This is a genomic window from Enterobacter cloacae complex sp. Mu1197 (assembly GCF_040059225.1).
GTDB classification, from domain to species: domain Bacteria; phylum Pseudomonadota; class Gammaproteobacteria; order Enterobacterales; family Enterobacteriaceae; genus Enterobacter; species Enterobacter quasiroggenkampii.
The window spans coordinates 2,043,832-2,065,347 of sequence record NZ_CP157375.1 but is presented as its reverse complement, the minus strand read 5'-3'; the positions used below and the strand labels follow the sequence as shown (position 1 = coordinate 2,065,347).

The following is a 21,516-nucleotide window of genomic DNA, read 5'->3' as shown; positions in this document are numbered from 1 at the left end:
GGTAATTCCTGAACGGTTAAAACTGTGAAAAATCGGTTAGTGATAAGTAAAAACTATCACAGCGTGAAGCAGTTCACATATTTTAATGATGACAGGAACAGATATGGACACACTGGCGCACTACATCCAGACGTTAACCCCGCAGTTGAGCGCGTGGCGTCGCGATTTTCACCATTTTGCGGAATCCGGCTGGGTAGAGTTTCGTACCGCCGCGAAAGTCGCGGAGACCCTGGACTCGCTGGGTTACGCGCTGGCGATGGGGCGCGACGTCGTCGATGCCGAAAGCCGGATGGGGCTGCCCGATGACGCGACCCTGGCGCGAGAATTTGCCCGCGCGCGCAAGCAAGGCGCGCCTGAGAAATGGCTGGCGCCGTTTGAAGGCGGCTTTACCGGCATTGTTGCCACCCTGAATACCGGCCGCCCTGGCCCAACCCTGGCGTTTCGCGTTGACATGGACGCCCTTGATTTAAGCGAAGCGCTCGACGACAGCCATCGCCCGTTCCGCGACGGGTTTGCCTCCTGCAATCCGGGAATGATGCACGCCTGCGCACACGACGGCCACACCACCATTGGTCTGGGGCTGGCACAGGTGCTTAAGCAGAATGAAGCCCGGCTGAACGGCACCATCAAGCTGATCTTCCAGCCTGCCGAAGAAGGAACGCGCGGCGCGCGCGCCATGGTTGCCGCCGGGGCGCTGGATGACGTGGACTATTTCACGGCTATCCATATTGGTACTGGCGTCCCCGCCGGTACGGTAATCTGCGGCAGCGATAACTTTATGGCCACCACCAAGTTCGACGTGAGCTTCACCGGCGTGGCCGCACACGCGGGCGGTAAACCGGAGGACGGTCGTAACGCTCTGCTCGCCGCCGCGCAGGCCGCCCTCGCCCTGCACAGCATCGCCCCACACAGCGACGGCGCATCCCGGGTGAACGTCGGCGTGATGCAGGCGGGCAGCGGACGCAACGTGGTCCCCGCGAATGCGCTGATGAAGGTTGAAACCCGCGGTGAAAGCGAAGCGATTAATCAGTATGTCTTTGAACGCGCGCAGGCGGTGATTACCGGCGCGGCGGCGCTCTACGGCGTGAGCGCGGAGATGCGCCTGATGGGGGCAGCCACCTCCAGCGCGCCGACGCCGGCCTGGGTTGATTATCTGCGCGAACAGGCGAGCCAGGTTTCCGGGGTTGTTCACGCCATCGATAAGGTGAAAGCCCCGGCCGGATCCGAAGACGCCACGCTGATGATGGCCCGCGTGCAGCAGAACGGCGGCATGGCGTCCTATATGGTGTTTGGCACGGATTTGAGCGCCGGACATCACAACGAAAAATTCGACTTCGATGAGCAGGTGATGCCTGTCGCCATCGAAACGCTGGCGCGAACTGCGCTGAATTTCCCGTGGACGCGAGGTGTGTAATGCAGGAGAACTACGCTTTTATTGCCGATGCGATCGATACGCGATGTCGGATGTTAACCGATATTGCCGACGCGATCTGGGATCGCCCCGAAACCCGCTTTGAAGAGGTCTGGTCCGCCGAACGGCTGGCCAGCGAGCTGGAAGCCGAAGGCTTCACGCTGACCCGCGAGGCAGGCGGTATTCCAAATGCCTTTATCGCCAGCTTCGGCAGCGGAAAACCGGTTATCGCCCTGCTGGGCGAGTACGACGCGCTGGCCGGGTTAAGCCAGCAGGCACACTGCGCGACCGCGCAAACCGCCACGCCGGGGGCTAACGGCCACGGCTGCGGGCATAACCTCTTAGGCACCGCAGCACTTGCGGGCGCGGTGGCGGTGAAAAGCTGGCTGGAGCAGCACGGTGGCAGCGGAACGGTGCGTTTTTACGGCTGTCCCGGTGAAGAAGGCGGCTCCGGGAAAACCTTTATGGTGCGCGAAGGGCTGTTTGATGATGTCGATGCCGCCGTCACCTGGCACCCGGAAGCCTTTGCCGGGATGTTTAACGTCAGCACGCTGGCGAATATTCAGGCCGCCTGGCGTTTTCACGGCGTGGCGGCGCACGCGGCCAACTCCCCTCACCTGGGACGCAGCGCGCTGGACGCCGTGACGCTGATGACCACCGGCACCAACTTCCTTAACGAACACATTATCGAGAAAGCGCGCGTCCATTACGCCATTACCGATACCGGCGGGATTTCGCCCAACGTCGTGCAGGCGCAGGCCGAGGTGCTGTACCTGATCCGCGCCCCGGAGATGGCGGATGCGCAACAGATCTACGAGCGCATCGAGAAAATTGCCCAGGGCGCGGCGATGATGACCGAAACCACCGTCGAATGCCGCTTTGATAAAGCCTGCTCCAGCTACCTGCCGAACCGCACGCTTGAGGCGGCGATGTATCGTGCCCTGCAGCACTACGGCACGCCGGAGTGGACCGACGAAGAGCGAGAGTTTGCCCGCGAGATCCGCGCCACGCTGACGCCCAACGATTTGCAAAACAGCCTGAAAAATATTGCCGCCACGGGTGGCGAAGCGGGTAAAGCCTTTGCCCGTCGTCATCAGGCGACGCTGCTGGTGGATGAAGTCGCGCCTTATGCCGTCACCGACAACGTACTGGCGGGTTCAACCGACGTGGGTGACGTCAGCTGGAAAATGCCGGTCGCCCAGTGCTTCAGCCCCTGCTTTACCGTCGGCACGCCGCTGCATACCTGGCAACTGGTATCTCAGGGGCGAACCTCTATTGCCCACAAAGGCATGCTGCTGGCCGGGAAAGTGATGGGCGCGACCGCGCTCAATCTGCTTCAGGACGCCGCGCTGCTGAAAAAATGCCGTGAAGAGTTCGAACAACAAATAGAAGAAAAACCGTACGTGTGTCCGATCCCACGAGGCGTGACACCGTCACCTTTAAAATAAAAAAACACAACACAACAACACAACAGTCCCGAGGAACGCCCATGAGTATGTCATCCATACCTTCGCATTCCCCATCCGGTAAGCTCTATGGCTGGGTTGAAAGGATCGGCAATAAAGTGCCGCACCCTTTCCTGCTTTTTATCTATCTGATTGTGATTTTGATGGTCGCCACCGCCGTGCTCTCCGCCTTTGACGTCAGCGTGCGCAGCCCGGCCGACGGCAGCCTGGTGGCGGTGAAAAACCTGCTGAGCATTGAAGGGCTGCACTGGTTTTTACCCAACGTGATTAAAAACTTCAGTGGATTCGCCCCGCTCGGTGCCATTCTGGCGCTGGTGCTGGGCGCCGGTCTGGCTGAACGCGTCGGCCTGTTGCCTGCATTGATGGTGAAGATGGCTTCTCACGTCAGCGCGCGCTACGCGAGCTACATGGTGCTGTTTATCGCCTTCTTCAGCCATATCTCCTCCGACGCCGCGCTGGTGATCATGCCGCCGATGGGGGCGCTGATCTTCCTCGCCGTCGGGCGCCATCCCGTGGCGGGTCTGCTGTCCGCGATTGCGGGGGTGGGCTGCGGTTTTACCGCTAACCTGCTGATCGTGACCACCGACGTGTTGCTCTCGGGCATCAGTACGGAGGCGGCGAAAACCATTGATGCGGCCATGCACGTCAGCGTGATCGACAACTGGTACTTTATGGCAAGCTCGGTGATTGTCCTGACGATTGTCGGCGGGCTGATTACCGATAAGATCGTCGAGCCGCGGCTGGGTAAATGGGAAGGCCGCAGTGATGAAAAGCTGGAAACCCTGAGCAAAGAGCAGCGCTTCGGCCTGCGCGTAGCGGGGATTGTCTCGCTGGCGTTTATTGCCGCGGTGGCGCTGATGGTGGTGCCGGAAAACGGCATATTGCGCGATCCGGTTAAACATACCGTCCTGCCCTCGCCGTTTATTCAGGGCATCGTGCCGCTGATTATTCTGTTTTTCTTTGTCGTCTCGCTCGCCTACGGTATCGCCACCGGTAAAATTCGCCGCCAGGGCGATCTGCCGCAGCTGATGATCGAGCCGATGAAAGAGATGGCGGGCTTTATCGTGATGGTGTTCCCGCTGGCCCAGTTTGTGGCGATGTTTAACTGGAGCAACATGGGCAAGTTTATGGCCGTGGGCCTGACCGACGCGCTGGAGGCGGCCGGGTTAAGCGGCGTACCGGCGTTTGTCGGCCTGGCGCTGCTTTCGTCGCTGCTGTGCATGTTTATCGCCAGCGGCTCCGCCATCTGGTCGATTCTGGCCCCGATCTTCGTGCCGATGTTTATGATGCTGGGATTCCACCCGGCGTTTGCCCAGATCCTGTTCCGCATTGCCGACTCCTCGGTTATTCCGCTGGCGCCGGTTTCGCCGTTTGTTCCGCTGTTTTTGGGCTTCCTCCAGCGCTATAAACCCGAGGCCAAACTGGGTACCTACTATTCGCTGGTTTTACCCTACCCGCTTATCTTTTTAGGGGTATGGCTGGTGATGCTGGTGGCATGGTATCTTGTCGGCCTGCCGATTGGACCGGGGATTTACCCGAGGCTGAACTAAAGGAATGAGGATGCTGAGATTACTCGAAGACAAGATTGCGACGCCGCTTGGCCCGCTGTGGGTGATCGCGGACGAGCAGTTTTGCCTGCGCGCCGTTGAGTGGGAAGAGCACAGCGACCGCATGGAAGAACTGCTTGCGATTCACTACCGCTCACAGGGGTATGAACGTATCCGCGCCACCAATCCGGGTGGACTGAGCGACAAGCTAGCGGCGTACTTCGAAGGCGATCTCAGCATCATCGACACGCTGCCCACCGCCACGGCTGGCACCCCTTTTCAGCGCGAAGTGTGGCAGGCGCTGCGGGCCATTCCCTGCGGACAGGTCATGCATTACGGCCAGCTCGCGGAGCAGTTAGGTCGCGCTGGGGCCGCACGTGCCGTAGGCGCCGCGAACGGCTCTAATCCGGTCAGCATCGTGGTGCCCTGCCATCGCGTCATTGGCCGCAACGGTACCCTGACCGGCTATGCCGGTGGCGTGCAGCGAAAAGAGTGGTTACTGCGTCACGAAGGGTATCTTTTGCTCTAGTTCCCAGGCTTTTTGTGCTTAATTTTCTACCGGTTAGGCTAAAAATCCATAATCAAGCTGTGGAATTTCAAGAAGATGGCGACGCATTGTCGTCTCTTGTCCTTATTGAGGGTTTGTCAGGCTTACGTACTTACCAAAAAGATGTTAAAATTGACCAATATCAATTAAGGCTTGAGCAAACCTATGATCCCGGAAAAGCGAATTATACGACGCATTCAGTCTGGCGGTTGTGCTATCCATTGCCAGGATTGCAGCATCAGCCAGCTCTGTATCCCGTTTACCCTGAATGAGCATGAACTCGATCAGCTTGATAATATCATCGAGCGTAAAAAGCCTATTCAGAAAGGGCAGACGCTGTTTAAAGCGGGAGACGAACTGAAATCGCTCTATGCTATCCGTTCTGGCACCATCAAGAGCTACACCATCACCGAGCAGGGTGATGAGCAGATCACCGGCTTCCATCTGGCAGGTGACCTGGTAGGCTTTGATGCCATCGGTACGGGCCATCACCCGAGCTTTGCTCAGGCACTCGAAACCTCGATGGTTTGCGAAATTCCGTTTGAAACCCTGGACGATCTGTCCGGCAAGATGCCTAACCTGCGTCAGCAGATGATGCGTCTGATGAGCGGTGAGATCAAAGGCGATCAGGACATGATTCTGCTGCTTTCTAAAAAGAACGCAGAAGAGCGCCTGGCCGCGTTTATCTACAACCTCTCCCGCCGCTTCGCCGAGCGTGGCTTCTCGCCGCGTGAATTCCGTCTGACCATGACGCGTGGCGATATCGGTAACTACCTGGGTCTGACCGTGGAAACCATCAGCCGTCTGCTGGGTCGTTTCCAGAAAAGCGGGATGCTGGCCGTTAAGGGTAAATACATCACTATTGAAAACGGTGAAGCGCTGGCCGTTCTTGCCGGGCACGCCCGCAACGTGGCGTAAACGCCATACGTATACAGCCAGACCGATAAATTTTCCTGATTTAGCGGTCTGGCCTGTCACCCCGTCCTTTATCTGACCTTTTCACCGTAGCACGTCCCCACACAGCACCCAAAAGGTTCTCGTTGAGGTTATGAATTGAGAGAAAGTTTGTTTTTCGTTTCAGTCGTGATTGCCTCCGTGACCTTTATCTTCATCTGGATCATGCTTGTCGGCCCAATGAAGGGGGAGGAAAAAACCTACGTTCAGGATTCCACGACCTTTGCGATAGCGGTGATGGTGCTGCTGTTTATTGCGTTTGTTGCGGTAACGACCACGGTGCTTTTCCTCTGATAAATTTTCATGAATTATTGATCTGGCAAAACCTCCCCTCTGTTTCATTCAGGATATATAGGTTACTCTTTTAATTACAGACTGTGGTGACAGTAGTAAGGAGACCTGTATGGCCAAGTATCAAAACATGCTGGTAGCAATCGATCCGAATCAGGACGATCAGCCAGCATTACGACGTGCTGTGTATTTACATCAACGGATTGGTGGCAAAATCAAAGCGTTTTTGCCGATCTATGACTTCTCGTATGAGATGACCACCCTTCTGTCGCCTGACGAGCGCACCGCTATGCGTCAGGGCGTCATCAGCCAGCGTACCGCGTGGATCCGCGAACAGGCGAAGTATTACCTGGAAGCGGGTGTGCCCATTGATATTAAAGTGGTCTGGCACAACCGACCTTTCGAAGCCATCATTCAGGAAGTCGTTGCCGGTGGGCACGATCTGCTGCTGAAGATGGCGCACCAGCACGACAAGCTGGAATCCGTGATCTTCACCCCGACCGACTGGCATTTGCTGCGTAAATGCCCTTGCCCGGTCTGGATGGTGAAAGACCAGCCTTGGCCTGAAGGCGGGAAAGCCGTTGTGGCGGTAAACCTCGCCAGCGAAGAGGATTACCACAATTCGCTGAACGAGAAGCTGGTGAAGGAGACTATCCAGCTTGCCGATCAGGTCAATCATACCGAAGTGCATCTGGTTGGCGCCTATCCGGTCACCCCGATTAACATTGCCATTGAACTGCCGGAATTTGACCCGAGCGTGTACAACGACGCGATCCGCGGTCAGCATCTGCTGGCCATGAAAGCGCTGCGCCAGAAATTCAGCATCGATGAGAAAATGACCCACGTGGAAAAAGGGCTGCCTGAAGAGGTGATCCCGGACCTGGCTGAACACCTGCAGGCGGGGATTGTGGTGCTGGGTACCATTGGCCGTACCGGTATTTCTGCCGCCTTCCTCGGCAATACCGCCGAGCAGGTGATCGACCATCTACGCTGCGACCTGCTGGTTATCAAGCCGGATGAGTACCAGACGCCGGTTGAGCTCGACGATCCGGAAGACGATTGACCCCTAACGCCCGGCGGCGCAAGCTTGCCGGGCCTACAAAACCGTAGGCCGGGTAAGCGTGAGCGCCACCCGGCAATAAAAAAACCGCCGGATTCGGCGGTTTTTCGTTTCAACGCAACTTACAGCGCTTTCAGAATCGCATCCACGCTGGCTTTGGCATCGCCAAACAGCATGTGGGTGTTCTCTTTGAAGAACAGCGGGTTCTGCACCCCGGCATAGCCGGTATTCATTGAACGTTTAAACACGATCACGTTCTGCGCCTTCCACACTTCCAGAACCGGCATCCCGGCGATTGGGCTACGTGGATCGTCCTGCGCCGCCGGGTTAACGGTGTCGTTTGCGCCAATGACCAGCACGGTGTCGGTGTCGGCGAAATCATCGTTGATCTCGTCCATCTCCAGCACGATGTCGTAAGGCACTTTCGCCTCCGCCAGCAGCACGTTCATGTGGCCTGGCAGACGCCCCGCCACCGGGTGAATACCAAAGCGAACCTTGATGCCGCGCGCGCGCAGCTTCTCGGTGATTTCCGCCACCGGATACTGCGCCTGCGCCACCGCCATGCCGTAGCCCGGGGTGATAATGACCGAGTGCGAGTTTTTCAGCATCTCGGCGGTATCTTCCGCGCTGATCTCACGGTGCTCACCCACTTCCTCATCGGAACCGGTAGACGAGCCGTCAGAACCAAAGCCACCGGCAATGACGCTGATGAACGAGCGGTTCATCGCCTTACACATGATGTAAGACAGGATCGCACCCGAAGAACCCACCAGCGCACCGGTAACGATCAGCAGGTCGTTACTCAGCATAAAGCCCGCCGCCGCCGCCGCCCAACCGGAGTAGGAGTTCAGCATGGAGACCACCACTGGCATATCCGCACCACCGATCGACGCCACCAGATGCCAGCCAAAGGCCAGCGCGATGATGGTCATCACCAGCAACGCCAGCACCTGCAGACCGACGCTTTCGGTACGCACGAAGACCACCAGCAGCACAAACGACACCACCAGCGCAGCCAGGTTCAGCTTATGACGGTTTGGCAGCATCAGCGGCTTAGAGGAAATCTTCCCGCGCAGCTTGCCGAACGCGACAATGGAGCCGGTGAAGGTGACCGCACCGATGAAGATACCGAGGAACACTTCCGTCAGGTGAATATTCACCAGAATCGGTTCCAGACCCGGCGTGTGGTAAAGGTAGCTGTTGAAGCCCACCAGCACCGCGGCCAGCCCCACAAAGCTGTGCAGAATCGCCACCAGCTCCGGCATCTCGGTCATTTCAACGCGTTTCGCCAGGCGAATACCAATCGCACCGCCGATGATCATCGCCACCAGGATCCACGCTACGTTGCCAGTATCCGGCCCGAAGATGGTGGCAATCAGCGCAATCGCCATCCCGGCGATACCAAAGTTATTCCCCTGCTGAGACGTTTCGTGTTTGGAAAGCCCCGCCAGACTGAAAATAAACAGGATTGCAGCAACAATGTATGCGGCTGTCACTAATCCTCCAGACATATGCTACCCCTTAGCCTTTACGAAACATTTTCAGCATGCGCTGAGTCACGGTGAAACCACCGAAAATATTGATACTGGCGATCAGCACCGCGATAAAGCTCAGGAAGCTGATCCAGCCGCCGTGGCCAATCTGCAGTAACGCCCCCACCACGATGATCCCGGAGATGGCGTTGGTTACCGACATCAGCGGCGTATGCAGCGCATGGGAGACGTTCCACACCACGTAGTAGCCCACGACGCAGGAGAGCGCGAAGACGGTAAAGTGGCCGAGGAACTCTTTCGGCGCGACGTCAGCCAGCCAGCCGAAGAGAATAATCACCAGCGCCATGATCGCGTATTTGCGCCACGGGGAAGCCGGTTTGGCAGGTTCTTTTGGCTCAGGCGCCGCTTTAGGCGCTGCCTGAGGCTGGGCCGAAACCTGAATCGGCGGCGCAGGCCAGGTAATTTCACCTTCACGCACCACGGTCACACCGCGCACCACCACGTCGTCAAAATCGACGGTGATGTTGCCGTCTTTCTCTTTGCAAAGCAGCTTCAGCAGGTTGACGAGGTTGGTGCCGTACAGCTGAGAAGACTGGGTCGGCAGGCGACCCGGCAGATCGGTATAGCCGATCACCTTCACGCCGTTCGCGGTCGTGGTCACCTGATTCGGTACGGTATAGTCACAGTTGCCGCCGTTTTGCGCAGCCAGGTCGACAATCACGCTACCCGACTTCATGGAGTCAACCATTTCACGGGTAATCAGCTTCGGCGCCGGTTTGCCCGGGATAAGCGCGGTGGTGACAATGATGTCGACATCTTTCGCCTGCGCAGCGAAAAGTTCCATTTCGGCTTTGATAAAGGCTTCAGACATCACCTTCGCGTAACCATCACCGCTGCCCGCTTCTTCCTTGAAGTCCAGCTCAAGGAATTCGGCGCCCATACTCTGGACCTGTTCCTTCACTTCAGGACGGGTATCGAACGCGCGCACGATAGCGCCCAGGCTGTTTGCCGCACCGATGGCGGCAAGTCCCGCCACGCCCGCGCCAATCACCATCACCTTCGCCGGAGGGACTTTACCCGCCGCGGTGATCTGACCGGTAAAGAAGCGTCCAAATTCGTGGGCCGCTTCAACGATGGCGCGATAACCCGCAATGTTTGCCATCGAACTTAAGGCGTCCAGCGACTGGGCGCGCGAAATACGCGGCACGGAGTCCATCGCCATGACGGTAACGCCGCGCGCGGCCAGTTTTTCCATCAGCTCAGGATTTTGCGCAGGCCAGATAAAGCTCACCAGCGTGGTGCCCGGATTCAGCAGCGCTATCTCACTCTCTTCCGGTGCATTGACCTTCAGAATTACCGGCGACTGCCATACGTCGGCACCGTCCACCACTTCCGCGCCAGCCTGGATAAAGGCCTCGTCATCGAAACTCGCCAGTTTGCCTGCGCCGCTTTCAACCGCGACGGTAAAACCCAGCTTAAGCAGTTGCTCCACCGTTTTCGGTGTTGCCGCTACGCGGGTTTCATTGGCTAACCGTTCTTTTGGTACCCCAATACGCATAGTTTTCCCTTCCATCGGTTTTTGATGATGGTTTATCGATAAATGCCCGCGGTTTGTATCATTTTTCGCCATCACACAAGCAATGAGACACAATTCACCCCGGAAAATAAAACAGTAACAAACTGTCTATAACCTACTGAAAATACCGGCCGTGATCTACCGCCAGAAAACACTATTTCTTACTTTATCTGTGAAAAATAAGCGATCGGCGTCACTGACAGTGATATTTACCTTAAATTCATCGCCAGAACCGATAATTCGCGCAAGCGAAGCGGTAAAAACATGATATAGCGCCATAAGAGAACAACTTATTAACATTAAATTAACTTGTAAAAGTCATAAGCTTTATCAGTTTTACTTGTCAAACGCGTGTTTTTTCAACATATCACTAAATGTTATCGAATAAGGTGATTCAGTGAGCACAGGCAGTGAAAAATGGCGCAGACAGCGACGGGTTTTAAATGCCATAATCGGGACCGTCTCAAATTAACAACAATACCAGTACATGGTTTGCGCAAGGCGAAGGATCATTTTTATGAAGCTTAAGAACACACTCCTGGCGTCCGCACTTCTCTGTGCGACCGCCCTGTCTGCGAATGCCGCAACAGAGTTAACGCCGGAGCAAGCGGCAGCGTTAAAACCTTTTGACCATAAGGTCATTGTGGGTCGTTATAATTCTATTGGCGACGCCGTCGCCGCTGCATCAAAGGCCGCTGATAAAAACGGGGCAGCCTCGTTTTATGTTGTTGACCAGTCTGATAACGGCAACAGCGGTAACCAGCGCGTGACTATTGCGCTGTATAAAGACAACGCGCCAAAAGCTGACGCACCGAAAAACCGCGTGATCAACGGTGTTGTTGAACTGCCGAAAGATCAGGCAATTGCGCTGGAACCGTACGACACCGTCACCGTTCAGGGCTTCTACCGCAGCCAGCCTGAAGTGAACGATGCCATCACCAAAGCCGCGAAAGAGAAAGGGGCCTACTCGTTCTACATCGTGCGTCAGGTCGATGCTAACCAGGGCGGCAACCAGCGTATTACCGCGTTCATCTATAAAGAAGATGCGAAGAAACGTGTTCTGCAGAGCCCGGATGCGATTCCGGCGAACTCAGAAGCCGGTCGCGCGGCGATAGCGAAAGGCGGCGAAGAAGCGAAGAAAGTGGAAATCCCAGGCGTCGCAACGACGGCTGCGCCAAGCGCTGAAGTGGGCCGTTTCTTTGAAACGCAGTCCACGAAAGGTGGCCGTTATTCGGTTACGCTGCCAGACGGTACCAAAATTGAAGAGCTGAACAACGCCACTGCCGCGCAGATGGTGCCGTTCGACAGCATCAAATTTACCGGCAACTACGGCAACATGACGGAAGTCTCTTACCAGGTCGCGAAGCGTGCGGCGAAGAAAGGGGCGAAGTTCTACCACATCACCCGCCAGTGGCAGGAACGTGGTAACAACGTGACCATCAGCGCCGATCTGTACAAGTAACAAAATCGTTTAAGAAAGGCGGCGCAATGCCGCCTTTTTTGTTACTTTTTTTGAATTTCTGCCACACGTCATTGCATGCTTTCGTTACACTCCGTAAAATCCCGCGCCTTAGTGTGATCCACCATTTTTATGCGCCTGAGCGAAATAATTATTCTGGATTTTGACCTTTCATAACAGGAAGCCAATGGAAAAGAAACTTGGCCTGAGTGCTCTGACTGCACTCGTTTTAAGCTCAATGCTGGGTGCGGGCGTATTCAGTTTGCCGCAAAATATGGCTGCCGTCGCCAGCCCGTCTGCGCTCATCATTGGCTGGGGCATTACGGGAGTCGGAATATTGCTGCTGGCCTTCGCCATGCTGCTGCTGACCCGCATTCGCCCGGACCTGGACGGCGGCATTTTCACCTATGCCCGTGAAGGCTTCGGCGAGCTGATTGGCTTCTGTTCCGCCTGGGGATACTGGCTGTGTGCGGTTATCGCCAACGTCTCCTATCTGGTGATTGTCTTCTCGGCGCTCAGTTTCTTTACCGATACGCCTGAATTGCGCCTCTTTGGCGACGGGAATACCTGGCAGTCTATTGTGGGCGCTTCGGTATTACTGTGGTTCGTCCACTGGCTGGTGCTGCGTGGCGTACAAACGGCCGCCAGCATTAACCTGGTGGCGACGCTCGCGAAGCTGGTTCCGCTCGGTCTGTTTATCGTTCTGGCCTTTATTGCGTTCCGTCTCGACGTGTTTAAGCTCGATTTCAGCGGCGTTGCGCTGGGCGTCCCCGTCTGGGAGCAGGTGAAAAACACGATGCTGATTACCCTGTGGGTATTCATCGGCGTTGAGGGTGCGGTTGTGGTTTCTGCCCGGGCCCGAAATAAACGCGATGTAGGCCGCGCCACGCTGCTGGCCGTACTGGCTGCGCTCGGGGTCTATCTGCTGGTCACGCTGCTGTCGCTCGGCGTGGTGGCGCGTCCTGAACTGGCTGAAATGCGTAACCCGTCAATGGCAGGCCTGATGGTGAAAATGCTCGGCCCCTGGGGCGACGTGGTGATTGCGGCGGGTCTTATTATCTCCGTCTGCGGAGCCTACCTGAGCTGGACCATCATGGCGGCTGAAGTGCCCTTCCTGGCCTCTACGCACAAGGCGTTCCCACGGCTGTTTGCGCGTCAAAACAAAAACAGCGCGCCGTCTGCCTCACTCTGGCTAACCAACATCAGCGTTCAGATCTGCCTGGTGCTGATCTGGCTCACAGGTTCAGACTATAACACGCTGCTGACCATCGCCTCGGAGATGATTCTGGTACCCTATTTCTTAGTGGGGGCGTATTTGTTAAAAATTGCCACTCGCCCCGCGCATTATGTCGTGGGTGTCGGAGCCTGTATTTACGGCCTGTGGTTGTTGTATGCTTCCGGACCTATGCATCTGCTGCTGTCGGTGGTGCTGTACGCACCGGGCCTGCTGGTGTTTATCTACGCCCGCCGCACGCATCAGCTGGAGAACGCGCTGAAACGCCGCGAAATGGCATTAATTGGACTCTTACTGGTTGCTGCCGTGCCGGCAACCTGGATGTTAGTGGGATAGCATCGCCTTTCCCATTGTTGAACTGTAAAGGAGAATACGATGGGAAATGCACCGCTTCGCCCCATACTGATCACCGGTGGAGGCCGCCGTATCGGCCTCGCTCTCGCCCATCACTTTCTCAACCTTCGCCATCCGGTCATTGTGAGCTACCGTACGGAATACCCGTCGATTGAAGGGTTACGCAAAGCCGGGGCGGTCTGCATTCAGGCTGATTTTTCAACCGATGAAGGCATTCTGGCCTTTGCGGAAAAGGTGAAATCCACCACTGCGGGGCTGCGCGCCGTGATCCATAACGCCAGCGCATGGCAGGCCGAGAAATCCGGTACCTCACTCAGCGAAACGCTTGCCGCCATGTTGCAGATCCATGTTAATACCCCTTATCTGCTGAACCATGCTCTGCAGGATCTGCTTCGCGGCCACGGGCATGCTGCGGGCGACATCATTCACTTCACTGATTATGTGGTGGAGCGCGGCAGCGACAAGCACATCGCCTATGCGGCCAGTAAAGCCGCGCTGGATAACATGACCCGCTCGTTTGCCCGCAAGCTCGCCCCCGAGGTGAAGGTGAACGCCATTGCCCCGGCGATGATTTTATTCAACGAAAACGATGATGCGGAGTATCGCCAGCAGGCACTGAATAAGTCGCTCATGAAAATTGCCCCAGGTGAGAAAGAGGTCATCGACCTCGTGGATTACCTGCTCACCAGTTGCTACGTCACCGGCAGAACCTTTGCCGTGGACGGCGGCCGACCGCTGCGTTAGTGAAAGCGGCTCCAGAAGAAAATTAACAGCCAGGCGCTGAGCCCCCAGCAGACCACCGCCCCGCTCAGCGCCAGTGGGAGACGCAGAAAACCGGTGAAATACCACAGCGAAAGCAGGTAGAGAAAATACGGAATGATTGACCACATGCCAAACACGATGGTCGTGCGTAACGCTTCCGTACCGCGTTCAGATGCCACGATATAGTGGGCAATGAGCGCAAAGGTCGGGAAGAGAGGGATCAGCCCGGCAATATAGTAGTTTTTCGTTTTCGCCAGCATGCCAATCAGCAACACCACCAGCGCGCCCAGCCCGGCTTTGATCACCAGCCCCATCGTTTTCCCTATAATAATCAACTCACAATATCAGCCAGAATAACGGAACCGGCGTTAATTTTGAAAGATTAATGGAAGGTTAAGGTTTCGCGGTGTATGTTGGCTTTTTTCACGAAAACAGACGCTGTATGAATAAGATTGTTTATGTTGAAGACGAACCCGAAGTCGGGCAGCTGATCGCCGCCTATCTGGGTAAACATGATATGGACGTCATTGTTGAACCTCGCGGCGATCGTGCCGAAGAGGTGGTCGTCCGTGAAAACCCGGATCTGGTATTGCTGGATATTATGTTGCCAGGCAAAGACGGCATGACGCTCTGCCGGGACCTGCGCGCCCGTTGGGAGGGCCCTATCGTCCTGCTCACCTCACTGGACAGCGATATGAACCATATTTTGTCGCTGGAGATGGGTGCCAATGATTACATTCTGAAAACCACACCGCCTGCCGTCCTGCTCGCTCGCCTGCGCCTCCATTTACGCCAGCACGCCAGCATCGAACGCGAAGCACCGGCGCCGTCTCTGACGCCGCACAAAGCGATGCGCTTCGGTACGCTGTCTATTGATCCGATTAACCGTCAGGTGCTGCTCTCTGGCGAGCTTATCGCCCTTTCCACCGCAGATTTTGACCTGCTGTGGGAGCTGGCAACGCATGCCGGGCAGATCATGGACCGTGACGCGCTGCTGAAAAACCTGCGTGGCGTAAGCTATGACGGAATGGACCGCAGCGTTGACGTGGCGATTTCGCGTCTGCGCAAAAAACTGCAGGATAACGCCACCGAGCCCTACCGCATTAAAACCGTGCGTAACAAGGGCTATCTGTTTGCCCCACATGCGTGGGAAACCTGATCGCCGGATAAGATAACCTGCGCGAAATGAAGGCATTGCGCGACAATGCCTTCTTTTCGGGCGTTTATTTTTACGTTTGCGCAACAATTAACTTGCTAAGCACGCGAACTATTCCATAATTACCTTCTCGACTCTCCTTTCTTCAGCTCGCCCCGCTCTTGCGATTGTTTTACTCATTTTCGCCGTGAAGCTTTCACGACATCTCTCCCATAAATCTTGAAATGAGGATTTAAGCTCATGAATTATGTATAGCTACGGTCAGGTAGAAGCGATAAAAACTAATCTTGAGTGGATTGTTAATCAGGCAACCCTGAACCACGCCTCCCCCTCACGCACCGATCAAAAAGCGCTCTTTGACCTGCTGGAACTCATCCAGTCTTACGAAATACTGCTGGACCTCATCAGCGAATACGGAACGGATGTGATTGATACGCACATTGCAGAAGGCCTGGCCGTGACGGAAAAATTCATCGCCAAGGTAAAAAACAGCGCGAAAGCCATGTAACACGCTCGACAGACGTGAAAAACTCGAAGGGTTTTCATGTATATTCTGCATATAGCGTTTTTTCGGTGAGACCCAATGAAAAAGCTGTTTGTGCAGTTTTATCTTTTGCTGTTTGTCTGCTTCCTGGTGATGACCATGCTGGTCGGGCTGGTGTATAAATTTACCGCCGAACGTGCGGGCAGGCAGTCTCTGGATGACCTGATGAAAAGCTCGCTGTATCTGATGCGCAGCGAGCTGAGAGAGATCCCACCCCACGACTGGGCGAAAACCCTGAAAGAGCTGGATCTCAATCTGTCATTCGATTTACGCATTGAGCCGTTGAAAGATTTCGATTTGGACCCGCCCGCCATGCAGCGTCTGCGCGACGGGGATATCGTCGCGCTGGATGAGAAATACACCTTTATCCAGCGTATTCCGCGCAGCCATTACGTGCTGGCCGTCGGGCCGGTGCCCTATCTCTATTATCTGCATCAGATGCGCCTGCTGGACATGGCGCTGATGGCCTTTATCGCCATTTCGCTGGCGTTTCCGGTTTTTATCTGGATGCGCCCGCACTGGCAGGACATGCTGAAGCTGGAATCCGCCGCGCAGCGTTTTGGTGAGGGACACTTTACCGAGCGCATTCACTTCGACAGCGGTTCCAGCTTTGAACGTTTGGGCGTGGCCTTTAACCAGATGGCCGATAACATCAATGCCCTTATCGCCAGTAAGAAACAGCTGATCGACGGGATTGCGCACGAGCTGCGCACGCCGCTGGTGCGCCTGCGCTATCGTCTGGAGATGAGTGAGAATCTGACAGAAGCAGAGTCTCAGGCGCTTAACCGCGACATTGGCCAGCTTGAGGCGCTGATTGAGGAGCTACTGACCTACGCGCGCCTCGATCGTCCGCAAAACGAGCTTAACCTCAGCACGCCGGATCTGCCCGCGTGGCTGCAAACCCACATTGACGACGTTCAGAGCGTGAACCCGCAGCGTACGCTGTTGACGCGCGTTACGCCGGGTGACTACGGCGCACTCGATATGCGCCTGATGGAACGCGTGCTGGACAATCTGATGAACAACGCCATGCGCTACAGCGAAAGTACGCTACAGATTGGGCTGGATTTGCAGGGCAATCAGGCCAGCCTGACGGTAGAGGATGACGGGCCGGGGATTGCGCCGGAGGCACGCGAAACCGTGTTTGAACCGTTTGTCCGCCTCGATCCCAGCCGCGATCGCGCCACCGGAGGCTGTGGTCTGGGGCTGGCCATTGTCTACTCTATCGCGCAGGCCATGGGCGGCACGGTACATTGCGAGGAGAGCGAGCTCGGCGGTGCGCGCTTCTGCTTTAACTGGCCGGTGTACCATAACATCGCCCTTCCCGTTCCTGCCTGACCTTAACCGCACGCTGGCCTGATCCGGCGTGCTGTGCTATATGATAAGTATGTTGTAACTAATGAGGGTACTTATGGCGTCCTACGATCTGATTGAACGGCTGAACAGCACGTTTCGGGAAATAGAACACGAGCTGCTGACCCTGACAGAACGTTTGCAGACCTGCCGCCTGCTGGCCGCGCGCGTTTTTACCCTGCCCGAGGTGGTCAAAGGGGCCGAGCACGATCCGCTGGACACCATCGACGTGAAGCAGCACATCGGCAAGGCCGCGCTGGATCTGGCGATGAAACACTATCGCCATCTTTTTATCCAGCAGCAGTCTGAACAGCGCAGCAGCAAGGCGGCCGTGCGGCTGCCGGGCGTGATCTGCCTGCAAACCGATGCCGCCGCGCGCGAGGCGCTGGAAAGCCAGATTGCCCATATCAACAGCCTGAAAGCGGCATTTGAGAAGATCGTTACCGAGGAGTCGGGCCTGGCCCCTGCCGCCCGGTTTGAATGGGTACACCGTCAGCTTCCGGGGTTAATTACGCTGAATGCCTATCGAACGCTGACGGTACTGCGCCATCCCGCCACGCTGCGCTTCGGCTGGGCGAATAAGCACATCATTAAAAACTTCACCCGGGATGAAATTCTGGCGCAGTTGGAAAAGAGCCTGAAGACGCCGCGCACCGTAGCGCCGTGGTCGCGTGAGCAGTGGATTGAGCGCCTGGAGCAGGAGTACCACAGCATCGCCTCGCTACCGGCGGATACGCGCCTCAAAATTAAGCGCCCGGTGAAGGTTCAGCCTATCGCCCGCGTCTGGTATTCCGGCCAGCAAAAACAGGTGCAGTATGCCTGTCCAACGCCGCTGATTGCGCTCTATGATGCCGATCAGGGGGCTATCGTGCCGGATATTGGTGAGTTGCTGAATTACGATGCTGAAAATGTCCAGCACCGTTACCGACCTCAGGCGCAGCCGCTGCAGCTGATTATTCCGCGGCTGCACCTGTACGTGGCGAGTTGATTATTTCAGGCTGCCGACCATCGCCTCAGGGCGCACCCAGGCATCGAACTCCGCCTCCGTCAGATAGCCCAGCGCCAGGGCGGAGGCTTTCAGCGTCAGCCCCTCCTTATGCGCTTTTTTGGCGATCTCGGCGGCTTTGTCGTAGCCAATGTGGGTATTGAGCGCGGTCACCAGCATCAGCGACTCATTTAACAGCTGGCTGATGCGCTCGCGGTTTGGCTCGATCCCCACCGCGCAGTGTTCGTTAAAGCTCTCCATGCCGTCTGCCAGCAGACGAATCGATTGCAGAACGTTGTGGATCACCATCGGGCGATAGACGTTCAGCTCAAAGTTGCCGGATGCACCGCCCAGGTTAACGGCCACGTCGTTGCCCAGTACCTGACAGCAGAGCATGGTCATGGCTTCGCACTGGGTCGGGTTGACTTTACCCGGCATGATGGAGCTGCCCGGCTCGTTTTCCGGAATGCTGATTTCACCGATGCCGCAGCGCGGGCCCGAGGCCAGCCAGCGCACGTCGTTGGCGATTTTCATCAGCGACGCCGCCAGCCCTTTCAGCGCGCCGTGGGTGTGGACCAGCGCATCGCAGGTCGCCAGCGCTTCGAACTTGTTGGGCGCCGTGACGAACGGCTGCCCGGTGATATTTGCAAGCTCCTCCGCCACGCGCACCGCATACTCCGGATGGGTGTTTAACCCGGTGCCCACCGCCGTGCCGCCGAGCGCCAGCTCCGCCAGGTGCGGCAGGCTGTTCTCAATGTGCTTCAGGTTGTGTTCCAGCATCGCCACCCAGCCGGAAATCTCCTGGCCGAGCGTCAGCGGCGTGGCGTCCTGCAGGTGCGTACGGCCAATTTTGACGATGTCGCGGAAGGCCTGCGCCTTCTCGTTGAGCGTAGATTTCAGGACGTTAAGCTGTGGGATTAGCTGTTCGCGAATCGCAATCACCGCCGCCACGTGCATGGCCGTGGGGAAGACGTCGTTAGAACTCTGGCTCTTGTTGACGTCATCGTTCGGATGAACCTTACGCTCCATGCCGCGCACGCCGCCCAGCAGTTCGCTTGCCCGGTTCGCCAGCACTTCGTTCATGTTCATGTTGCTTTGGGTGCCGGAACCGGTCTGCCAGATGGCGAGAGGGAATTCGTCGGGATGCTTGCCCGCCAGCACTTCGTCGGCGGCATTAATAATGGCGGTGGCCTTGTCTGCCGCCAGCAGGCCTAAATCCTGGTTCACTTTTGCGGCCGCGCGTTTGGTGAGGGCCAGCGCCTGAATCAGCGAGACGGGCATTTTTTCAGTCGAGATACGGAAATGCTCCAGCGAACGCTGGGTTTGCGCGCCCCATAGCTTGTCGGCCGGGACGTCGATGGCGCCCATCGAGTCTTTCTCATGGCGTACCGTTGTCATTACTTTCTCCTTGATAACACTGTCGGGATTGCTCACATGCTTAAGGGATAAGTATTGATGACTTCTGAGAAACGTTATGGCGCTTTGTGCGCTCTTTTTGGTGTCGGGTGTCGGGTGGCGGCTGCGCCTTACCCGACCTACGAGAATCCAGGCCGGGTAAGCGTCAGCGCCACCCGGCAATTTACAGAATTACTTCACACACGCCGAACATTGGGACGACTGGATCTGCTTGAAGAAGTCGTTGCCTTTGTCATCCACGAGGATAAACGCCGGGAAATCTTCCACTTCAATTTTCCAGATCGCTTCCATACCCAGTTCCGGGTATTCCACGCACTCCAGGCTCTTGATGCTGCCCTGCGCCAGAACCGCAGCCGGGCCGCCGATGCTGCCGAGGTAGAAGCCGCCGTGCTTGTGACAGGCGTCCGTCACCTGCTGGCTGCGGTTGCCTTTCGCGAGCATGATCATGCTGCCACCGTTGGCCTGCAACTGGTCGACGTACGAGTCCATACGGCCAGCCGTAGTCGGGCCTAACGAGCCAGAGGCGTAACCTTCAGGCGTTTTCGCCGGGCCCGCGTAGTAGATCGGGTGATCTTTAATGTACTGCGGCAACCCTTCGCCGTTGTCCAGGCGCTCTTTCAGCTTCGCGTGCGCGATGTCGCGGCCCACGATAATCGTGCCGTTGAGGGAGAGACGGGTCGAAACCGGATACTGAGACAGCTGCGCCAGGATCTCTTTCATCGGACGGTTCAGGTCAACGCGAACCGCTTCCCCCTCACCCGCTTTACGCAGCGCTTCCGGAATGTATTTACCCGGGTTGTTTTCCAGTTTTTCGATCCACACGCCTTCGCGGTTGATCTTCGCTTTGATGTTGCGATCCGCAGAGCAGGAGACGCCCATCCCGACCGGGCAGGAAGCGCCGTGACGCGGAAGACGGATCACGCGCACGTCGTGAGCGAAGTATTTGCCGCCAAACTGCGCGCCGAGGCCCAGGTTACGCGCTTCTTCCAGCAGCTCCTGCTCAAGCTGCACGTCGCGGAACGCCTGACCATGTTCGTTACCTTCGCCAGGCAGGCCGTCGTAGTATTTGGTTGAGGCCAGCTTCACGGTTTTCAGCGTGCTTTCCGCCGAGGTACCGCCAATCACAAACGCGATATGGTACGGCGGGCACGCCGCGGTGCCGAGGGTGCGCATCTTCTCAACCAGGTAGTTCTTCAGCTTGCCCGGGGTAAGCAGCGCTTTGGTTTCCTGATAGAGATAGGTTTTGTTGGCCGAACCGCCGCCTTTGGCGATACAGAGGAATTTGTACTCATCACCGTCGACGCTGTAGAGGTCAATCTGTGCTGGCAGGTTGGTGCCGGTGTTGACCTCTTTGTACATGTCCAGCGCGGCGTTTTGCGAATAGCGGAGGTTGTCTTCGGTGTAGGTGTTATAAACACCGTGCGCCAGCGCCGCTTCATCACCGCCGCCGGTCCAGACGCGCTGGCCTTTTTTACCGACGATGATCGCCGTACCGGTATCCTGGCAGGTTGGCAGAATGCCTTTCGCCGCGATATCGGAGTTACGCAGGAACTGCAGGGCAACGTACTTATCGTTTTCGCTGGCTTCCGGGTCACTCAGAATATCGGCAACCTGCTGCTGATGCGCAGGACGGAGCATAAACGAGGCGTCGTGGAAAGCGTGCTGCGCCAGCAGCGTCAGCGCCTGCGGATCCACCTTGAGGATCTCTTGTCCTTCAAACTCAGAGACGGAGACGTGATCGCGGGTTAACAGGTAATACTCGGTCTGATCCTTACTGAGGGGAAAAGGATCCTGATAATGGAAGGGTTTATTCGACATTGTTCTCTCACTTACTGCTTCGGTCTGTTTATTCAGGGCAGATGTTCCGCTGCCCGGCTTAAAAGCGAGTCAGCTTATCCTACACAATTT

Annotated in this window: 19 protein-coding genes; 14 read left to right on the top strand and 5 right to left on the bottom strand. The window is 56.6% G+C overall.

The window, feature by feature from the left end:
- The first annotated feature begins 103 nt into the window (after positions 1-103).
- The 7 genes from ABFV38_RS09830 (at position 104) to uspE (ending at position 7,279) form a co-directional block, all read left to right on the top strand.
- On the top strand, positions 104-1,414 hold the full coding sequence (locus ABFV38_RS09830; RefSeq protein ID WP_104948729.1) for a M20 family metallo-hydrolase: 1,311 nt from the start codon (positions 104-106) through the stop codon (positions 1,412-1,414).
- The gene (locus ABFV38_RS09825) at positions 1,414-2,859 is read left to right on the top strand and encodes a M20 family metallopeptidase (protein WP_348959282.1); all 1,446 of its coding nucleotides are present in this window, start codon (positions 1,414-1,416) and stop codon (positions 2,857-2,859) included. Before ABFV38_RS09830 ends, ABFV38_RS09825 begins: the two co-directional genes overlap by 1 nt.
- 41 nt (positions 2,860-2,900) lie before the next feature.
- Positions 2,901-4,427 (top strand): p-aminobenzoyl-glutamate transporter, encoded by a 1,527-nt coding sequence (gene abgT / locus ABFV38_RS09820; protein ID WP_045910351.1) that lies wholly within the window; start codon positions 2,901-2,903, stop codon positions 4,425-4,427.
- Between the two features lie 10 nt (positions 4,428-4,437).
- Positions 4,438-4,953 (top strand): methylated-DNA--[protein]-cysteine S-methyltransferase, encoded by a 516-nt coding sequence (gene ogt / locus ABFV38_RS09815; protein ID WP_048222832.1) that lies wholly within the window; start codon positions 4,438-4,440, stop codon positions 4,951-4,953.
- Positions 4,954-5,136: 183 nt separating this feature from the next.
- The gene (gene fnr / locus ABFV38_RS09810; protein WP_006174991.1) at positions 5,137-5,889 is read left to right on the top strand and encodes a fumarate/nitrate reduction transcriptional regulator Fnr; all 753 of its coding nucleotides are present in this window, start codon (positions 5,137-5,139) and stop codon (positions 5,887-5,889) included.
- Positions 5,890-6,036: 147 nt separating this feature from the next.
- Positions 6,037-6,219, top strand: coding sequence for a hypothetical protein (locus ABFV38_RS09805; protein ID WP_223540366.1), 183 nt, complete (start codon positions 6,037-6,039; stop codon positions 6,217-6,219).
- Between the two features lie 109 nt (positions 6,220-6,328).
- Positions 6,329-7,279, top strand: coding sequence for a universal stress protein UspE (uspE, locus tag ABFV38_RS09800; protein ID WP_032640084.1), 951 nt, complete (start codon positions 6,329-6,331; stop codon positions 7,277-7,279).
- 119 nt (positions 7,280-7,398) lie between these two features.
- On the opposite strand, the gene pntB is transcribed toward uspE, so the two are convergent.
- Both pntB and pntA read right to left on the bottom strand, forming a co-directional pair.
- Complete coding sequence (pntB, locus tag ABFV38_RS09795) at positions 7,399-8,787, bottom strand: Re/Si-specific NAD(P)(+) transhydrogenase subunit beta (protein WP_021241158.1); 1,389 nt, start codon at positions 8,785-8,787, stop codon at positions 7,399-7,401.
- 10 nt (positions 8,788-8,797) lie between these two features.
- Positions 8,798-10,327, bottom strand: coding sequence for a Re/Si-specific NAD(P)(+) transhydrogenase subunit alpha (pntA, locus tag ABFV38_RS09790; RefSeq protein ID WP_348959279.1), 1,530 nt, complete (start codon positions 10,325-10,327; stop codon positions 8,798-8,800).
- Positions 10,328-10,862: 535 nt separating this feature from the next.
- Between pntA and ydgH the strand changes: the two genes are divergently transcribed.
- The 3 genes from ydgH (at position 10,863) to folM (ending at position 14,136) form a co-directional block, all read left to right on the top strand.
- The gene (gene ydgH, locus ABFV38_RS09785; RefSeq protein ID WP_348959277.1) at positions 10,863-11,807 is read left to right on the top strand and encodes a DUF1471 family protein YdgH; all 945 of its coding nucleotides are present in this window, start codon (positions 10,863-10,865) and stop codon (positions 11,805-11,807) included.
- A gap of 184 nt (positions 11,808-11,991) precedes the next feature.
- Positions 11,992-13,374 carry an amino acid permease gene (locus ABFV38_RS09780; RefSeq protein WP_045910348.1) on the top strand — a complete coding sequence of 461 codons (1,383 nt, stop codon included), beginning with the start codon at positions 11,992-11,994 and terminating at the stop codon, positions 13,372-13,374.
- Between the two features lie 39 nt (positions 13,375-13,413).
- Positions 13,414-14,136 carry a dihydromonapterin reductase gene (folM, locus tag ABFV38_RS09775; RefSeq protein WP_045910347.1) on the top strand — a complete coding sequence of 241 codons (723 nt, stop codon included), beginning with the start codon at positions 13,414-13,416 and terminating at the stop codon, positions 14,134-14,136.
- Here folM and ABFV38_RS09770 read toward each other — a convergent pair.
- Positions 14,133-14,468, bottom strand: coding sequence for a GlpM family protein (locus ABFV38_RS09770; protein WP_045910346.1), 336 nt, complete (start codon positions 14,466-14,468; stop codon positions 14,133-14,135). The genes folM and ABFV38_RS09770 overlap by 4 nt on opposite strands.
- A gap of 128 nt (positions 14,469-14,596) precedes the next feature.
- On the opposite strand from ABFV38_RS09770, the gene rstA reads away from it, so the two are divergent.
- The 4 genes from rstA to tus all read left to right on the top strand — a co-directional run bounded on the left by rstA (position 14,597) and on the right by tus (position 18,195).
- Complete coding sequence (gene rstA / locus ABFV38_RS09765) at positions 14,597-15,313, top strand: two-component system response regulator RstA (RefSeq protein ID WP_021241154.1); 717 nt, start codon at positions 14,597-14,599, stop codon at positions 15,311-15,313.
- A gap of 244 nt (positions 15,314-15,557) precedes the next feature.
- Complete coding sequence (locus tag ABFV38_RS09760; protein ID WP_045910345.1) at positions 15,558-15,818, top strand: hypothetical protein; 261 nt, start codon at positions 15,558-15,560, stop codon at positions 15,816-15,818.
- A 75-nt stretch (positions 15,819-15,893) separates the two neighbouring features.
- Positions 15,894-17,192 carry a two-component system sensor histidine kinase RstB gene (gene rstB / locus ABFV38_RS09755; protein WP_111965685.1) on the top strand — a complete coding sequence of 433 codons (1,299 nt, stop codon included), beginning with the start codon at positions 15,894-15,896 and terminating at the stop codon, positions 17,190-17,192.
- A gap of 73 nt (positions 17,193-17,265) precedes the next feature.
- A complete protein-coding gene (gene tus / locus ABFV38_RS09750) occupies positions 17,266-18,195 on the top strand; it encodes a DNA replication terminus site-binding protein (protein ID WP_348959273.1) in 930 nt (309 codons plus the stop codon).
- Here the strand turns inward: tus and fumC are convergent, their stop codons facing one another.
- Positions 18,196-19,590: a class II fumarate hydratase gene (fumC, locus tag ABFV38_RS09745; RefSeq protein ID WP_126534400.1), complete on the bottom strand. Its 1,395-nt coding sequence runs from the start codon at positions 19,588-19,590 to the stop codon at positions 18,196-18,198.
- 189 nt (positions 19,591-19,779) lie between these two features.
- Positions 19,780-21,426: a class I fumarate hydratase FumA gene (gene fumA / locus ABFV38_RS09740; protein WP_348959271.1), complete on the bottom strand. Its 1,647-nt coding sequence runs from the start codon at positions 21,424-21,426 to the stop codon at positions 19,780-19,782.
- Positions 21,427-21,516: the final 90 nt, after the last annotated feature.